This is a genomic window from Cupriavidus oxalaticus (assembly GCF_004768545.1).
GTDB classification, from domain to species: Bacteria; Pseudomonadota; Gammaproteobacteria; order Burkholderiales; family Burkholderiaceae; genus Cupriavidus; species Cupriavidus oxalaticus_A.
Genome location: NZ_CP038635.1, coordinates 3,187,501 through 3,202,696 on the forward strand (window position 1 = coordinate 3,187,501; position 15,196 = coordinate 3,202,696).

General features: G+C 66.8%; 18 protein-coding genes and 1 pseudogene (1 of these 19 cut by a window edge). 13 read left to right on the forward strand and 6 right to left on the reverse strand.

The features are described from left to right. The 3 genes from E0W60_RS25595 to E0W60_RS25605 form a co-directional block, all read right to left on the reverse strand. A protein-coding gene (locus tag E0W60_RS25595; protein WP_135706316.1) for an amino acid ABC transporter ATP-binding protein crosses the window boundary here: on the reverse strand, positions 1-157 show its start. Its footprint begins 596 nt before the window's first position; 157 of the gene's 753 nt are visible here — the first part of the coding sequence; its start codon is at positions 155-157; its stop codon lies beyond the left edge, outside the window. A 37-nt stretch (positions 158-194) separates the two neighbouring features. Next, positions 195-848: an amino acid ABC transporter permease gene (locus tag E0W60_RS25600; RefSeq protein WP_029048313.1), complete on the reverse strand. Its 654-nt coding sequence runs from the start codon at positions 846-848 to the stop codon at positions 195-197. A 120-nt stretch (positions 849-968) separates the two neighbouring features. After that, on the reverse strand, positions 969-1,760 hold the full coding sequence (locus E0W60_RS25605) for an amino acid ABC transporter substrate-binding protein (protein WP_135705988.1): 792 nt from the start codon (positions 1,758-1,760) through the stop codon (positions 969-971). Positions 1,761-2,080: 320 nt separating this feature from the next. On the opposite strand from E0W60_RS25605, the gene paaG reads away from it, so the two are divergent. From paaG to paaK, 3 genes are read left to right on the forward strand one after another with little or no spacing between them, the layout of a single operon-like run. Beyond that, on the forward strand, positions 2,081-2,905 hold the full coding sequence (gene paaG, locus E0W60_RS25610) for a 2-(1,2-epoxy-1,2-dihydrophenyl)acetyl-CoA isomerase PaaG (protein ID WP_133093530.1): 825 nt from the start codon (positions 2,081-2,083) through the stop codon (positions 2,903-2,905). A 50-nt stretch (positions 2,906-2,955) separates the two neighbouring features. After that, entirely contained in the window at positions 2,956-3,399 is a 444-nt protein-coding gene (gene paaI, locus E0W60_RS25615) for a hydroxyphenylacetyl-CoA thioesterase PaaI (RefSeq protein WP_133093529.1), read from the forward strand. A gap of 44 nt (positions 3,400-3,443) precedes the next feature. Further along, the gene (gene paaK / locus E0W60_RS25620) at positions 3,444-4,748 is read left to right on the forward strand and encodes a phenylacetate--CoA ligase PaaK (protein WP_135705989.1); all 1,305 of its coding nucleotides are present in this window, start codon (positions 3,444-3,446) and stop codon (positions 4,746-4,748) included. A gap of 111 nt (positions 4,749-4,859) precedes the next feature. On the opposite strand, the gene mltA is transcribed toward paaK, so the two are convergent. After that, the gene (gene mltA, locus E0W60_RS25625) at positions 4,860-6,002 is read right to left on the reverse strand and encodes a murein transglycosylase A (RefSeq protein WP_135705990.1); all 1,143 of its coding nucleotides are present in this window, start codon (positions 6,000-6,002) and stop codon (positions 4,860-4,862) included. 128 nt (positions 6,003-6,130) lie between these two features. Between mltA and E0W60_RS25630 the strand changes: the two genes are divergently transcribed. Continuing rightward, positions 6,131-6,352 (forward strand): hypothetical protein, encoded by a 222-nt coding sequence (locus E0W60_RS25630; RefSeq protein WP_133093526.1) that lies wholly within the window; start codon positions 6,131-6,133, stop codon positions 6,350-6,352. Positions 6,353-6,394: 42 nt separating this feature from the next. Here E0W60_RS25630 and apaG read toward each other — a convergent pair whose 3' ends face one another. Further along, positions 6,395-6,769, reverse strand: coding sequence for a Co2+/Mg2+ efflux protein ApaG (gene apaG, locus E0W60_RS25635; protein ID WP_012353991.1), 375 nt, complete (start codon positions 6,767-6,769; stop codon positions 6,395-6,397). Between the two features lie 240 nt (positions 6,770-7,009). Here apaG and rpe point away from each other — a divergent pair, with 240 nt between their 5' ends. From rpe to E0W60_RS25675, 8 genes are all read left to right on the forward strand, one after another. Continuing rightward, complete coding sequence (rpe, locus tag E0W60_RS25640; protein WP_133093525.1) at positions 7,010-7,711, forward strand: ribulose-phosphate 3-epimerase; 702 nt, start codon at positions 7,010-7,012, stop codon at positions 7,709-7,711. Then, positions 7,708-8,451, forward strand: coding sequence for a phosphoglycolate phosphatase (gene gph / locus E0W60_RS25645; protein WP_135705991.1), 744 nt, complete (start codon positions 7,708-7,710; stop codon positions 8,449-8,451). Before rpe ends, gph begins: the two co-directional genes overlap by 4 nt. Before the next feature lie 462 nt (positions 8,452-8,913). After that, a complete protein-coding gene (gene trpE / locus E0W60_RS25650) occupies positions 8,914-10,443 on the forward strand; it encodes an anthranilate synthase component I (RefSeq protein ID WP_133093523.1) in 1,530 nt (509 codons plus the stop codon). A 20-nt stretch (positions 10,444-10,463) separates the two neighbouring features. After that, entirely contained in the window at positions 10,464-11,033 is a 570-nt protein-coding gene (locus E0W60_RS25655; protein ID WP_133093522.1) for an aminodeoxychorismate/anthranilate synthase component II, read from the forward strand. 62 nt (positions 11,034-11,095) lie between these two features. Further along, positions 11,096-12,121: an anthranilate phosphoribosyltransferase gene (gene trpD / locus E0W60_RS25660; RefSeq protein ID WP_133093544.1), complete on the forward strand. Its 1,026-nt coding sequence runs from the start codon at positions 11,096-11,098 to the stop codon at positions 12,119-12,121. A gap of 11 nt (positions 12,122-12,132) precedes the next feature. Beyond that, positions 12,133-12,936 carry an indole-3-glycerol phosphate synthase TrpC gene (trpC, locus tag E0W60_RS25665; protein WP_133093521.1) on the forward strand — a complete coding sequence of 268 codons (804 nt, stop codon included), beginning with the start codon at positions 12,133-12,135 and terminating at the stop codon, positions 12,934-12,936. A gap of 107 nt (positions 12,937-13,043) precedes the next feature. Continuing rightward, on the forward strand, positions 13,044-13,673 hold the full coding sequence (locus tag E0W60_RS25670; protein ID WP_135705992.1) for a CYTH domain-containing protein: 630 nt from the start codon (positions 13,044-13,046) through the stop codon (positions 13,671-13,673). Between the two features lie 32 nt (positions 13,674-13,705). Then, positions 13,706-14,479, forward strand: coding sequence for a uracil-DNA glycosylase (locus E0W60_RS25675; RefSeq protein ID WP_135705993.1), 774 nt, complete (start codon positions 13,706-13,708; stop codon positions 14,477-14,479). 4 nt (positions 14,480-14,483) lie between these two features. On the opposite strand, the gene E0W60_RS25680 is transcribed toward E0W60_RS25675, so the two are convergent. Further along, positions 14,484-14,762 (reverse strand): acylphosphatase, encoded by a 279-nt coding sequence (locus tag E0W60_RS25680; protein ID WP_029048328.1) that lies wholly within the window; start codon positions 14,760-14,762, stop codon positions 14,484-14,486. Positions 14,763-14,891: 129 nt separating this feature from the next. Here E0W60_RS25680 and E0W60_RS25685 point away from each other — a divergent pair. Further along, positions 14,892-15,132 (forward strand): annotated as a pseudogene (locus tag E0W60_RS25685) (sulfonate ABC transporter permease); the annotation flags it as partial. Between the last annotated feature and the right edge of the window lie 64 nt (positions 15,133-15,196).

Below are 15,196 nucleotides of genomic sequence, written 5' to 3' on the forward strand. Positions count from 1 at the left end.
TCACCTCGAGATGGTTCAGGCAGCGCAGCAAGGTGCTCTTGCCCGAGCCCGACGGCCCGATCACCGCGGTGACATCGCCCTTGCGCAGCGTCAGCGAGACGCCGCGCAGGACCTGCAGCGATCCGAACGACTTGAAGATGTCCCGCGCCGCGATCATGATGCCGGGCGCTTGGTCAGAGGTGGCGCCATTCGGGCTAGTCATCATGTTTGGCATAGCGTTTTTCGAGATTCTGGAAGAACCAGGTCAGAATCAGCGTCATCACCAGATAAAACAGCGCGGCGACCAGGAAAGGCGTGGTCGTGAAATCGCGCTGCACGATGCCGCGCGCGGTGCGCAGGATATCGTTGAGGGCGAGCACGTAGATCAGCGACGTGTCCTTGATCAGCGTGATGGTTTCATTGCTGACCGGCGGCAGGACGCGGCTGACCATCTGCGGCAGCACGACCCGGCGCATGGTCTGGAAGTACGTCATGCCCAGCGCCTTGCTGGCTTCATACTGGCCGCGGTCGACGGACTTGATCCCGGCGCGGAAGATTTCCGCGAAGTACGCGGCGTAGTTGAGCGCGAACGCCACCACCGCCGCGGGAAAATCGGGCAGCCTCACGCCGATGACCGGCACGAACGGCAGCGCGAAATAGATAAACAGCATCTGCAGCATCAGCGGCGTACCGCGCATCAGCCAGATGTAGCCATTGACCGCACCGCTCAGCAGCGGCCATGACGAGATGCGCGCGAGCGCCAGCGCCAGCCCCAGCGGCACCGACAGGGCGAGCGTGATGACGAACAGGGTGAGCGTGACTTTCGCACCCTGCGCCAATGGCCCCAGTAGAGATAAGACGTAATCCATGTTCGCGCGAACAGAAGGAGGAAGGATTCCAGGCAGCGGGCCGTCGCGCGGCCAGCGCCCGAGTCCGGAAGGAAGCCGGCACCCTGCCCGAACCGCGCAGGGCGCCGGCTGGCGCCTGGATTACTTGGTGATATCGGTGCCGAACCACTGGGTGGCGATGCGGGCGGCGGTGCCGTCCTGCTTCATCGATGCCAGGGTCTTGTCGAGCTTGCCGAGCAGATCGGCGTCATCCTTGCGGACGCCGACGCCGTACTCCTCGGTACCGAAGTTCTCTTCGAGCACGCGGTATTCGCCGGCACGCTTGCTGATCAGGTAGCGGCCCACCACTTCATCCACCACGATCGCGTCGAGGCGGCCGGCGGACAGGTCCATCAGTGCTGTCACGTTGTCGCCGAAAGTCTTGAGCTCCTTCAGGCTGGCGGAGACCTGGCCTTCCTTCTTGATGGCGTCCACCGCGCTGCTGCCGTCCTGCGCGCCGACGATGCGGCCGGCCAGGTCCGCCTTGGCCTTCACCGGCGAATTGGTGCCGACGATGACGATCTGGTGGTTGGTCATATAGGGCGCGGTGAAGCTGATGTTCTTCTTGCGCTCGTCGGTGATGGTCAGCCCGTTCCACAGCACGTCCACGCGCTTGCCGTTCAGTTCGGCTTCCTTGGCGCTCCAGTCGATCGGCTTGAATTCGACGGCCATGCCGAGACGGCGGCTGGCCTCTTTCGCCATATCGATATCGAAGCCGGCCAGCTCGTTATTGGTATCGCGGAAGCCCATGGGCGGGAAATTGTCATCCAGGCCGACGATGATCTTGCTGGCGGCGGCGCTGCCCGTGCCGGCGGCCGGTGCGGATTCGTTCTTGCCGCACGCGGCGAACAGCGCCACGGACGAGGCCAAAAGGAGTGCTGCGAACTTCTTCATAGGGAGATCCAGTGCGGAAATGGGGGAATCAGTGAAACAGTCTTGCGTGCCGGCGCGCAACGGGCACCAGCGATGCTGCAATTGTTGTTGGCAGCGCGATTATAGAGCGACACGGGGTGCCGGCATTGCGGTCGCCATCCCGATTGCGGAACGCGATCGCGGGTTAGTACTAATAAGGCACCTCGGTCCGGCGCCCTTACGCTGAGCGAATAGCTCACGCATGCAGTATTTAGTGCTACCATTTGCCGACCGACTGGTCGGTTTATTTTAGCGGCGCCAGCCCCGGGCCGACCGCAAAGAACACCAGGCAGGAGACAAACATGCCCCCGATGTCCACGCCCGCTGGCCAGCCGGTCAGCCTCGATGCCGGCCCCATCCTGCTCCAATGGCAGGGGTCCGTCGCGGTAATCACGCTGAACCGCCCCGACAAGCTCAACAGCTTCACCCGCGAGATGCACAAGGCGCTGCAGCAGGCGCTCGACCATGTCGAGGCCGGCGGCGCGCGGGCGCTGCTGCTGACCGGCGCCGGGCGCGGCTTCTGCGCCGGTCAGGACCTGGCCGACCTGGATTTCACGCCCGGCCGGATGACCGACCTCGGCGAACTGATCGACACCTGGTTCAACCCGCTGATCCGCCGGCTGCAGGCGCTGCCATTGCCGGTGGTAGCCGCAGTCAACGGCACCGCCGCTGGCGCCGGCGCCAACCTGGCGCTGGCCTGCGACATGGTGCTGGCCGCGCGCTCGGCCAACTTTATCCAGGCCTTCGTCAAGATCGGGCTGGTGCCGGATTCCGGCGGCACCTGGCTGCTGCCCAAGCGCATCGGCATGGCGCGCGCGCTCGGGCTGGCGATGACCGGCGAGCGCCTGTCCGCCGAGGAAGCCGAGAAATGGGGCCTGATCTGGGAAGCCATGGACGATCCGCTGCTGCCCGAGCAGGCGCTGGCGCTGGCCACGCACCTGGCCGCGCAGCCGACCCGGGCGCTGGCCTCGATCAAGCGCGCCATGTACGCCAGCGCGACCGCCACCCTCGACACCCAGCTCGACCTGGAACGCGACCTGCAGCGTGACCTCGGCCAGTCGGCGGACTATGCGGAAGGCGTCAATGCCTTCCTGGAAAAGCGCGCCGCCCGATTTACCGGCAAGTAAGCGCTTCAGGGCGCCTGCACGGCGCCACCCCGCCCCCCAAGGAGACCACGTTGCACAAGGACCCCCAGGCCCTCGCCGAAGCGGCCGCGGCCGCCATGTATGAAGCCGACACCTGCAGCCGCTGGCTCGGGATCACCGTTGAAGCGGTCCGCCCCGGCTATGCCCGGCTGACCATGCCGGTACGCAATGAATTCCTGAACGGCCACGGCATCTGCCACGGCGGCCTGATGTTCACGCTGGCCGATTCGACCTTCGCGTTCGCCTGCAACAGCCATAACATCAATACCGTGGCAGCCGGCTGCAGCATCGAGTTCCTCAAACCCGTGCACGGCGGCGACGTGCTGACCGCAGAGGGGATCGAGCAGACCCTGTCGGGCCGCCACGGCATCTACGACATCCGCGTGACCAACGCCGCCGGCGAGGTGGTGGCGTTGTTCCGCGGCAAGTCGGCGCATATCAAGGGCCATGTCGTGCCGCCGGATACCGTCGCCTGAACACCGCAGCCACCAAGATAACCGCCCCCCGTGCAGGAGACGACATGAGCACGCGCCTGACCGATCTGCCCCTGGACCCGATCGAGACCGCCAGCCGCGCCGAGCTGCAGGCCCTGCAGCTGGAGCGGCTGAAATGGTCGCTCCACCACGCCTACGCCAATTCGCCGGTGTACCGCCGCAAGTTCGACGAGGCCGGCGTCCATCCCGACCAGCTGCAATCGCTGGCCGACCTGGCGCGCTTTCCGTTCACCAGCAAGCAGGACCTGCGCGACAATTACCCGTTCGGCATGTTCGCCGTGCCGCAGGACCGCGTGGCGCGCGTGCATGCTTCGTCCGGCACCACCGGCAAGCCCACGGTGGTCGGCTACACGCTCCAGGACATTGATAACTGGGCGACGGTGATGGCGCGCTCGATCCGGGCCTCCGGCGCGCGCCGGGGCGACAAGGTACATATCAGCTATGGCTACGGCCTCTTCACCGGCGGGCTGGGCGCGCACTACGGCGTCGAGAAAGCCGGTCTGACGGCAATCCCGTTCGGCGGCGGCCAGACCGAGCGCCAGGTCCAGCTGATCCTGGACTTCAAGCCCGAGATCATCATGGTCACGCCCAGCTACATGCTGGCGATCGCCGACGAGTTCGAGCGCCAGGGCGTCGACCCGGCCACCAGCTCGCTGCGCGTGGGCATCTTCGGCGCCGAGCCGTGGACGCCGGAAATGCGGCTGGCGATCGAGAAGCGCATGGGCATTTCCGCGGTCGATATCTACGGGCTGTCCGAGGTGATGGGCCCGGGCGTGGCCAATGAATGCGCCGAAACCAAGGACGGCCCGACCATCTGGGAAGACCACTTCTACCCGGAAATCATCGACCCGAATACCGGCGAAGTGCTGCCCGATGGCGAATTCGGCGAGCTGGTCTTTACCTCGCTGACCAAGGAAGCGATGCCGGTGGTGCGCTACCGGACCCGCGACCTGACCCGCTTGCTGCCGGGTACGGCGCGGCCGGCCTTCCGCCGCATGGAAAAGGTCACCGGCCGGACCGACGACATGATGATCGTGCGCGGCGTCAACGTGTTCCCGTCACAGATCGAGGAACTGATCCTGAAGCAGGCCGAACTGGCGCCGCACTACCAGTGCGTGCTGGGCAAGGACGGCCATATGGATACGTTGACGGTGCGTGTGGAATGCGCCCATGGCAGCGAGCTGGCGCGTGCGCAGTCTGCGCGCGAGCGGCTGGCGCACGAGATCAAGTCTTATATCGGGGTGACCGCCACCATCGAGGTACTGCCGGAGGGAGGCATCGAGCGTTCGGTGGGGAAGGCGAAGCGGATCGTGGACCAGCGGCCGCGGTGATGGCCCAGGGCCATTAAGAATTCCGCCGCTTTGCTCCCCTCTCCCGCTTGCGGGAGAGCGGTTGGGGGAGAGGGGAGACAACATTCGCAGTATTAGCCTGATCGGCTGGCCTCAGCTACGCGGCATCAGCACCCACATCCGGCCGCCCTGCTTCATCCGCCCCGCCGTCTCGCCCGCCGCATCGCCGGCGCCCCAGAAGAAATCGGCGCGCACGCCGCCCTTGATGGCGCTGCCCGTATCCTGCGCAAACATCAGCCGCTGGATCGGTTCGGTCGACAGCGGGCGCGTGGTCGACAGGAACACCGGCACGCCCAGCGGAATGGTGGCGGGGTCCACCGCGATCGAGCGCTCGGCGGTCAGCGGCACGCCCAGCGCGCCCACCGGGCCGTCATTGTTCGGCGGCAGCTCGCGGAAGAACACGAAGCGAGGATTGACGTTCAGCATCTCGTCGACGCGCCCCGGGTTGGCCCGCGCCCACGCCTTGATGCCCTGCATGGTGGCCTGCGCCGGCGTGATCTCGCCGCGGTCCAGCAGCCATTTGCCGAACGAGCGGAACGGCTGGTCGTTGGTGCCGCCGAAGCCGACCCGCATCATGGTGCCGTCCGCCATGCGGATCCGGCCCGAGCCCTGGATCTGCAGGAAGGCGGCCTCGACCGCGTCATCCACCCACACCAGCTCGTTGCCGCGCATGGCCGGGTTCTGCAGCAGCTCGGCGCGGCCCGGCAGCGGGCGGTTGCCGAACTGCGCCGGCTTGCGGTAAAGCGGCACCTGGAAGCGCCCCTGCCGCGTGCGCGAGCCGTGCAGGATGGGTTCGTAGTAGCCGGTGATCAGCCCGCTGTCGGTGCCGTCGCCGTTGACCACGCGGAACGGCTGGAAGTTGGTCTCGAAATAGGCGCGCAAGGCGTTGAGGTCACCGGCGTCGACCATCATGCCGGCGGCGCAGGCTCGGCTCCACTCGGCGCGCTTCTTCAGCGCCTGGCAGCTGGCCTGCAGCGCGGGCCAGGCTGCGCGCACGTCGTCCTGGGTCCAGCCGCCGATGTCGTTCCAGCTGGCGGCCTGCAGCTGGCCTTTCTGGGTCGACGAAGCGGGCGGCGTGCTGCCGGACGGGCCGGTCTCGATGCGCGGCGGCGGGCCGCTCATGCAGCCGGCCAGCAGCGCGCCGGCGCCGGCGAGCGCCAGCCAGGCGCGGGCACGGGCGCCAGCGCGCGCAGTGAAACCTGGGAGAGAAATCGAAAGCGAATCCGCGTATGCCATCTTGCTTGTTGTTCAGTGTCCCGCGCAGTGTCCCGCGACCGGTGCCGGCCCGGCAGGGATCGCACCGGGCAGTTGCCCTACAATCCCACCGTCATCTGTCATCTGTCATCGCCACCGCCGCATCCGCCATGAGCAAGTTCTTCGAAGCCCATCCCATGCTGCTGTTCGCCCTCGAGGCCGGCGTGGCGCTGTTCCTGCTGATCTTTATCGTGGTCTGGACCATGGGCACGGCCAAAAAGAACCCGCGCCCGACCCGCGCGCCCGACGACCACCCGTCGCGCCAGCCGCAGGAATCCACGCAGGGCCGGCAAACGCCGGCGCAGGAACAGGACAGCGCGAAGCGCCAGTAGGTTCCCGCTTCGAGGCTTCCCGGCTTCCGGCTGGGCGCGCGCTCAGTGCAGCATGCGCGGCAGCACCAGCGCGAATTCGGGGATCGGCACCTCGAAACGGTGGCCGTCCTCGGCCACGCAGAAGTATTCGCCCTTCATCGACCCGACCGGCGTCGAGATGGTGGCCCAGCTGGTGTATTCGAAATGCTCGCCCGGCTTCAGCAGCGGCTGGTGGCCCACCACGCCCAGGCCGGCGACTTCCTGCGTGCCGTTGTCGCTGTCGGTGATGATCCAGTGGCGCGAGATCAGCTGCGCCGCCACCTCGCCAGTGTTGTGGATGGTGATGGTGTAGGCGAAGGCATGGCGCCCGCGCTCGGGATCGGACTGGTCCGGCAGGTACTGGGTGCGCACCGACACGGAGAAGGCGTATTCGCTCATCTTGGGCAGGGCCGGCGGCAGCATCGGCCGGCAGGGGAATGGGGTAGCCGCATTGTGCGGGATGGCCGCGGGACGGGCAAGGGTGCCGGCCGGACGCGATCGCACCGGGCGGGCGTAGAATATCGGTCTTTCAACGCCTTGCCGCCGCCCGCCGTGCGCCCCGGCCGCCCCTGCTGCGGCGGCGCCTTCGGCCCGCCGCAGCGGCGATAACAGCATTCCCTGCATTCACCGCCCGCCAAAATGACCCAACCCACCTTCCGCATCGCCCCCTCCATCCTGTCCGCCGATTTCGCCCGCCTGGGCGAGGAAGTCCGCCGCGTGACCGAGGCCGGCGCCGACTGGATCCACTTCGACGTGATGGACAACCATTACGTGCCCAACCTGACCGTGGGCCCGCTGGTGTGCGAGGCGATCCGTCCCCACGTGACCGCCCCCATCGACGTGCACCTGATGGTGCGCCCGGTAGACCGGATCATCCCGGACTTTGCCAAGGCCGGCGCCAATATCATCACCTTCCACCCGGAAGCCAGCGAGCACGTCGACCGCTCGCTCGCGCTGATCCGCGATAACGGCTGCCAGGCCGGCCTGGTGTTCAACCCCGCCACCCCGCTGCACCACCTGGACCACGTGATGGACCGCCTGGACGTGATCCTGCTGATGTCGGTCAACCCCGGCTTCGGCGGCCAGTCGTTCATCCCCGAGACGCTGAACAAGCTGCGCGCGGTGCGCCAGCGTATCGACGCATACACTGCCCGCACCGGCCGCACCATCCTGCTGGAAGTGGACGGCGGCGTGAAGGTCGACAATATCGCCGAGATCGCCGCGGCCGGCGCAGACACGTTCGTGGCGGGCTCGGCCGTGTTCGGCAAGCCCGACGGCGACGGCGGCTACCGCGGCATCATCTCGGCGCTGCGCGGCGAACTGGCGAAGGTTGGCCGATGACTGCGGGCGTGGCACTGCGCCGCACCGACTGGAGCGGCATCGAAGGGGTGATCGTCGACCTGGACGGCACCATGGTCGATACGGCGGGCGACTTCCACGCCTCGATCAACGCCATGCTGCTGGCGCTGGGCCGCCAGCACCCCAACCTGGGGCCGGTGGCGCCGATGTCCGAGCAGGAAATCGTCAGCTACGTCGGCAAGGGCTCGGAAAACCTGATCCGGCGCGTGCTCGACGCGCGCTTCTCGCCGCTGCACGCCAACAGCCTCTTTGCCGATGCCTACGCGCTGTACGACCGCGAGTACATCCGCATCAACGGCCAGTTCTCGCAGGTCTACCCGGGCGTTCGCGAAGGCCTGGCGGCAATGAAGACAGCCGGCCTGAGGCTGGCCTGCGTGACCAACAAGCCCTTCGGCTTCACCGAGCCGCTGCTGGCCAAGACCGGGCTGGCGGCATATTTCGAGCTGGTCTACGGCGGCGATGCGTTCCAGCTGCGCAAGCCCGACCCGTTCCCGCTGCTCAAGGTGGCGGAAGTGTTCCGGCTGGATCCGTCGGCGATGGCGGCCCTTGGTGACTCGGAAAACGACGCCCAGGCGGCCCGCGCGGCGGGCATGGGCGTGCTGCTGGTGCCCTATGGCTACAACCATGGCAATCCTGTACAAGCCGTCGAGGCCGATGGTATAGTCGACACCATTGCCCACGCCGCAGCGCTGTTTGCGGCACACCGGGCAGGTCATCGATAGGGTCGCTCTCAACAAGGTCGATCATCAGGTCGATCGCGACTGAAATCCCTGAACATTCAATGTTTCTCAACCGCAAACGCATCTCTTCTGGCAGTGATCGGCAGGCTTGGCCCTGGCGTCGCTGGCGCGCCTTCCAACAGGCGTAAAGTGCGTTCGCGAGTCTGCTGACGCGCCCTCTACCCGAGGGCGTCGTGACAACCGGCTGAGGGTCCAACCCCGTGCCGGGCATCCCACCCAAACCCGCCAAAAGCCAGCGCAGCGGAAATTCTCTGCTACGTTTAGCTCAAGAACGCGCCGCACGCCCTTCCCCGGCCGTGTGCAGTCTTGTCCGCAACTTGCCTGCACCACGGCCCGCCAAACGGGGCGGGTATCCATTCGCTCCAGCCTGATTGCCGAAATGCGGCGCCGCGCCCAACCTCATCGCGCAGCGACGCCGCACAAGAGGACCGCAAGAGGACCGACATGACCGAACTGGAATTCAAATCGCTGGCCGACCAGGGCTACAACCGCATCCCGCTGATCGCCGAGGCCTTTGCCGACCTGGAAACGCCGCTGTCGCTGTACCTGAAGCTGGCCCAGTCGCAGACGCGCGGGGTCAACACCTTCCTGCTGGAGTCGGTGGTCGGCGGCGAGCGCTTCGGGCGCTATTCCTTCATCGGCCTGCATGCGCGCACGCTGCTGCGCGCCTTCGGCAACCGCACCGAGGTGGTGACCGACGGCAAGGTGGTGGAAACGCACGAAGGCAATCCGCTCGACTTCATCGCCGAGTTTGAAGGCCGCTTCAAGGTCGCGCTGCGCCCGGGCCTGCCCCGCTTCTGCGGCGGCCTGGCCGGCTACTTCGGCTACGACGCGGTGCGCTATATCGAGAAGAAACTCGCCAGCACGCAGAAGCCCGACGACCTGAACCTGCCCGATATCCAGCTGCTGCTGTGCGAAGAGCTGGCCGTGATCGACAACCTGTCGGGCAAGCTCTACCTGATCGTCTACGCCGACCCGACCACGCCCGAAGCCTATCCCCGCGCCCGCCAGCGCCTGCGCGAGCTGCGCATGAAGCTGCGCCAGCCGGTGGACGTGCCGGTAACCAGCCCGTCGGTGCAGACCGAGGTCTACCGCGAATTCGCCAAGGCGGACTACCTGAACGCCGTGCACAAGGCCAAGGAATACATCATGGCCGGCGACATGATGCAGGTGCAGATCGGCCAGCGGCTGATGAAGCCCTACCGCGACTCGCCGCTGTCGCTGTACCGCGCTCTGCGTTCGCTGAACCCGTCGCCGTACATGTATTTCTACAACTTCGGCGACTTCCAGGTGGTGGGCGCGTCGCCGGAAATCCTGGTGCGCCAGGAGGAACGCAAGGTCGGCACCAATGGCGACAACGGCGGCGACACCCGCAGCGAACACATCGTCACCATCCGCCCGCTGGCCGGCACCCGCCCGCGCGGCAATACGCCGGAAAAGGACGCCCAGCTTGCCACCGAGCTGCTCAACGATCCCAAGGAAATCGCCGAGCACGTGATGCTGATCGACCTGGCGCGCAACGATATCGGCCGCATCGCCCAGACCGGCTCGGTCAAGGTCACCGACAAGATGGTGATCGAGAAGTACTCGCACGTGCAGCATATCGTCAGCTCGGTCGAAGGCACGCTGCGCGAAGGCATGAGCAACCTCGACGTGCTGCGCGCGACCTTTCCCGCCGGCACGCTGTCGGGCGCGCCCAAGGTGCATGCGATGGAAATCATCGACGAGCTGGAGCCGCGCAAGCGCGGCATCTACGGCGGCGCGGTGGGCTACCTGTCGTTCGGCGGCGAGATGGACCTGGCCATTGCCATCCGCACCGGCATCATCAAGGACGGCAATCTCTACGTGCAGGCCGCCGCCGGCATCGTTGCCGATTCGGACCCCGAGGCCGAATGGAGGGAAACCGAAGCCAAGGCGCGCGCCGTGATCCGCGCCGCCGAGCAGGTCCAGGATGGCCTGGACTCCGATATCTGAGAGAACAGGAGACAGACGCCATGCTGCTGATGATCGACAACTACGATTCGTTCACCTACAACCTGGTCCAATACTTTGGCGAACTGGGGGTGGAGGTGCACACCTACCGCAACGACGAGATCACCATCGAAGAGATCGAGGCGATGAAGCCCGACCATATCTGCGTCTCGCCCGGCCCGTGCAGCCCCAAGGAAGCCGGTATCTCGGTGGCGGCGCTGCAGCATTTTGCCGGCAAGGTGCCGATGCTGGGCGTGTGCCTGGGCCACCAGGCTATCGGCGAGGCGTTCGGCGGCAAGGTGATCCGCGCCAAGCAGGTGATGCACGGCAAGGTCAGCACCATCGAGACCACGCAGCAAGGCGTGTTCAGCGGCCTGCCCAAGCACTTCGACGTGACGCGCTATCATTCACTGGCAATCGAGCGCGAGACCCTGCCCGATTGCCTGGAGATCACCGCCTGGACCCCGGACGGCGAAATCATGGGCGTGCGCCACAAGGCGCTCGCCATCGAAGGCGTGCAGTTCCATCCCGAGTCGATCCTGTCCGAGCATGGCCATGCGATGCTGGCCAACTTCGTCAAGGCGCCGCGATGAGACTGCTCGACGCCGCGCCTTCCAGCACCCAACATGCCATCCAGACTGTCAACGAGAACGCCATGATCACGCCGCAAGAAGCCCTGACGCGCTGCATCGAGCACCGCGAAATCTTCCATGACGAGATGCTGCACCTGATGCGGCAGATCATGCAGGCGCAGATCTCGCCGGTGATGGCCGCCGCCATCCTGACCGGCCTGCGCGTGAAGAAGGAAACCATCGGCGAGATCTCCGCCGCCGCGCAGGTGATGCGCGAGTTCGCCAACAAGGTGCCGGTGAAAGACCGCGAGAATTTCGTCGATATCGTCGGCACCGGCGGCGATGGCTCGCATACGTTCAATATCTCGACTGCTTCGATGTTCGTCGCCGCCGCGGCGGGTGCGAAGATCGCCAAGCACGGCAACCGTGGCGTCAGCTCCAAGTCGGGCAGCGCCGACGTGCTGGAGGCGCTCGGCGTCAACATCATGCTCACGCCCGAGCAGGTCGGCCAGTGCATCGAGCAGACCGGCATCGGCTTCATGTTCGCCCCTACGCACCATCCGGCGATGAAGAACGTCGCGCCGATACGCAAGGAAATGGGCGTGCGCACCATCTTCAATATCCTGGGCCCGCTGACCAACCCGGCCGATGCGCCCAATATCCTGATGGGCGTGTTCCACCCCGACCTGGTCGGCATCCAGGTGCGCGTGATGCAGCGCCTGGGCGCAAAGCACGCGATTGTCGTCTACGGCAAGGATGGCATGGACGAGGTGTCGCTCGGTGCCGCCACGCTGGTCGGCGAGCTGAAGGACGGCGAGGTGCGCGAGTACGAGATCCACCCGGAAGACTTCGGCCTGTCGATGGTCTCCAACCGCGGCCTGAAGGTGGCCGATGCGGGGGAATCGAAGGAGATGTTGCTGGAAGCGCTGTCCGACGTGCCCGGCACGCCGCGCGAGATCGTGTCGCTGAACGCCGGCACCGCGCTGTACGCCGCCAATGTGGCCGACTCGATCGAGGACGGCATCCGCCGCGCGCGCGAGGCCATCGCCAGCGGCGCTGCGCGCGAGAAGCTCGACCAGTTCGTGCGCGCCACGCAGCAATTCAAATAAGAGGCGCTGATATGTCAGATATCCTGGACAAAATCCTGGCCGTGAAGGCCGATGAAGTGGCCGCCGCGCGCAAGAAGCGCGACCTGCCCAGCCTGCGCGCCGAGGCCGAGAGCCTGCGCACCGAGCCCGGCCTGGCACCGCGCGGTTTCGAGCGCGCGCTGCGCGAAAAGATCGCGGCTGGCCATGCCGGCGTGATCGCGGAGGTGAAGAAGGCCTCGCCGTCCAAGGGCGTGCTGCGCGAGAACTTCGTGCCCGAAGCCATCGCCGAGAGCTATGCCACCCACGGCGCGGCCTGCCTGTCGGTGCTGACCGACGTGAATTTCTTCCAGGGCCATGCCGATTACCTGAAGCGCGCGCGCGGCGCGTGCCCGCTGCCTGCGCTGCGCAAGGACTTCATGGTCGACCTGTACCAGGTCTACGAGGCCCGCACCTGGGGCGCCGACTGCATCCTGCTGATCGTCGCCGCGCTGGACCATGGCCTGATGGCCGAGCTGGAAGCCTGTGCGCTGGAACTCGGCATGGACGTGCTGGTGGAAGTGCACGGCGACGATGAGCTCGACGCCGCGCTGCGGCTGAAGACGCCGCTGCTGGGCGTGAATAACCGCAACCTGCGCACGTTCGAGGTGTCGCTGGACAATACGCTGGGCCTGCTGCCGCATATTTCGGCTGACAAGCTGGTGGTGACCGAATCGGGCATCCTCGGCCAGGCGGATGTGAAGCGCATGCGCGATGCCAATGTGCATGCGTTCCTGGTGGGCGAGGCGTTCATGCGGGCGCCGGATCCGGGGGTGGAGCTGGCGCGGTTGTTTGGCTGAGGGTAAAGACCTACCGCTTGTTTGCTCCCCTCTCCCGCAAGCGGGAGAGGGGACCGGCTGGTGGTGATTGGGAAGCCATCGCCATTGCCCACCGTTAAATCCTCGCCATGCCCCAGGAAATCGAACTCAAACTCGCCGTCCCCGACGCCGCCCTCGCCCCGCTGGCCGCCTGGCTCGACGCCAACGGCCAGCCGCAGGGCGAAGCGACCCTGCTCAACGTCTACCTCGACACGCCCGAACACGACCTGGCGCAGGCCCGCGCCGCGCTGCGCCTGCGCCGCAAGGGCGCGCAATGGCTGCAGACGCTGAAGACCGCCGGCAGCAGCCAGGCAGGCTTGGCCACGCGCCATGAATGGGAAACCGGAATCGCCGGGGAGGCCATCGAGCTGCAGACCTTCCCCGCTGAAGCGCAATCCGTGCTCGCGCCACTGGTCAGCAAGCTGGCACCGGTGTTCCGTACCGACTTCATCCGCCGCACCTGGATCGTCACGCAGGACGGCGCGCGTATCGAGGCTGCCCTCGACACCGGCACCATTACCGCGCCGGCCAGCGCCGCGCAGGAACGCATCCAGGAACTCGAACTGGAATGGCTCGACGGCGACGCCGCGCACGCGGCCGATGCCCTGCGCGCCTTCGCCGCACAGCTTGGCGCCGTGGCCACGCTGGCGCCTTCCGATCTCAGCAAAGCCGCGCGCGGCTACCGCCTCGCGGGAATCGCCGAAGGCAAGGCGTCATAATCGCGGTTTTCCCCGCCAGGCATTCCTTACGCATGCAAGCCGATCTCTTCGCCGCCGAAGCGCCCTGTGCCCCCGGCGAGCCCTCCCCCGCCGCCAGCCTGCAGGCCCAGGCCGATGCCCTCCCCGCCGCGTGGCGCGCGCTGCTGGCGCCCTGCATCACCGTGCCGGCATGGCAGGAGCTGGCCGCCTTTGTCGATGGTGAACGCGCCGCCGGCAAACCGGTGTTCCCGCACCACGTCTTCCACGCGCTGCACCTGACGCCGCCGGATGCGGTCAAGGTGGTGATCCTGGGCCAGGATCCATACCACGGCACCGGCACCGTCGGCGGCGTGGAGCTGCCGCAGGCGCACGGCCTGGCCTTCTCAGTGCAGGAAGGCATCAAGGTGCCGCCCAGCCTGCGCAACATCTTCAAGGAAATCGCCGCCGAGTTCGGCGTGGATAGCACCCCGCCGCGCACCTCGGGCAACCTGGAAGGCTGGGCACGCCAGGGCGTGCTGCTGCTCAACACCGTGCTGACGGTCGAGCAGGGCCAGGCCGCCAGCCACGCGCGCCGCGGCTGGGAAGCGGTCACGGACTGCCTGATCCACGCGCTGGCGGCAAGCCGCCCGAACCTGGTGTTCATGCTGTGGGGCAGCCACGCCCAGGCGAAGAAACCGTTGCTCGGCGACGGCCACCGCGTGCTCGAAGCGCCGCATCCTTCGCCGCTGTCGGCGCATCGCGGCTTTCTCGGCTGCGGCCACTTCCGCGAAGCCAACCGCTGGCTCGAAGCGCACGGCCGCACGCCGGTCGACTGGACCGCGGCCTGATCGACTAGATCGTCGGCCGGAACTCGAAGCCGGCGAACTCCCCTTCCCCGCGCCCGACCTCGACAAACGTCACTTGCGCCGCCGGCGGGCCCGTTTCCATCCACGCCTGCAGCGCTTCCAGCTGCTTGACGGTGCCGTGCGCCATCACCTCGACGGTGCCGTCGACCCGGTTGCGCACCCAGCCGCCCAGCCCGAGTTCATCCGCGGCGTCGGCGCAGGCGGCGCGATAGCCGACGCCCTGCACGCGCCCATGCGCGACCAGGCGCCAGGTTGCCTTCTTCATGGCCGTTTCCCCGTGAGCGCACGCGAGGCGTGCGCGTTCTGTGATCGACACCAAGTAAACTAGACCGCCATGCCGGGCGTTACAAAGGGATGCGCGCCGCCCGGGTGAAGCCGGCTGCATGCGCCAGTAAGTCCGATCATCCTGGCCGTGATCCTGATGATCGCGTTCGCTGCGCAGCAGATGAATGCCCCGTTCCACCCCGACCAGCAGCTGGCGGTGCACCTGGACGTGGCCTACCCTGCCCTACTACCTGATGCGCACCAGCATCCGCATGCTGGCGGCACTGGCGGCGTCGCTGCTGTTCTCGCTGGCGTTCGCGGCACTGGCGTCCAAGAGCCGCACCGCCGAGAAGGTGCTGGTGCCGGCGCTGGGGGGCGGTATGGGGAGATCTTTGAGTACAGCTATAACAGCGGGATGCTGACGTTGCCTGAGGA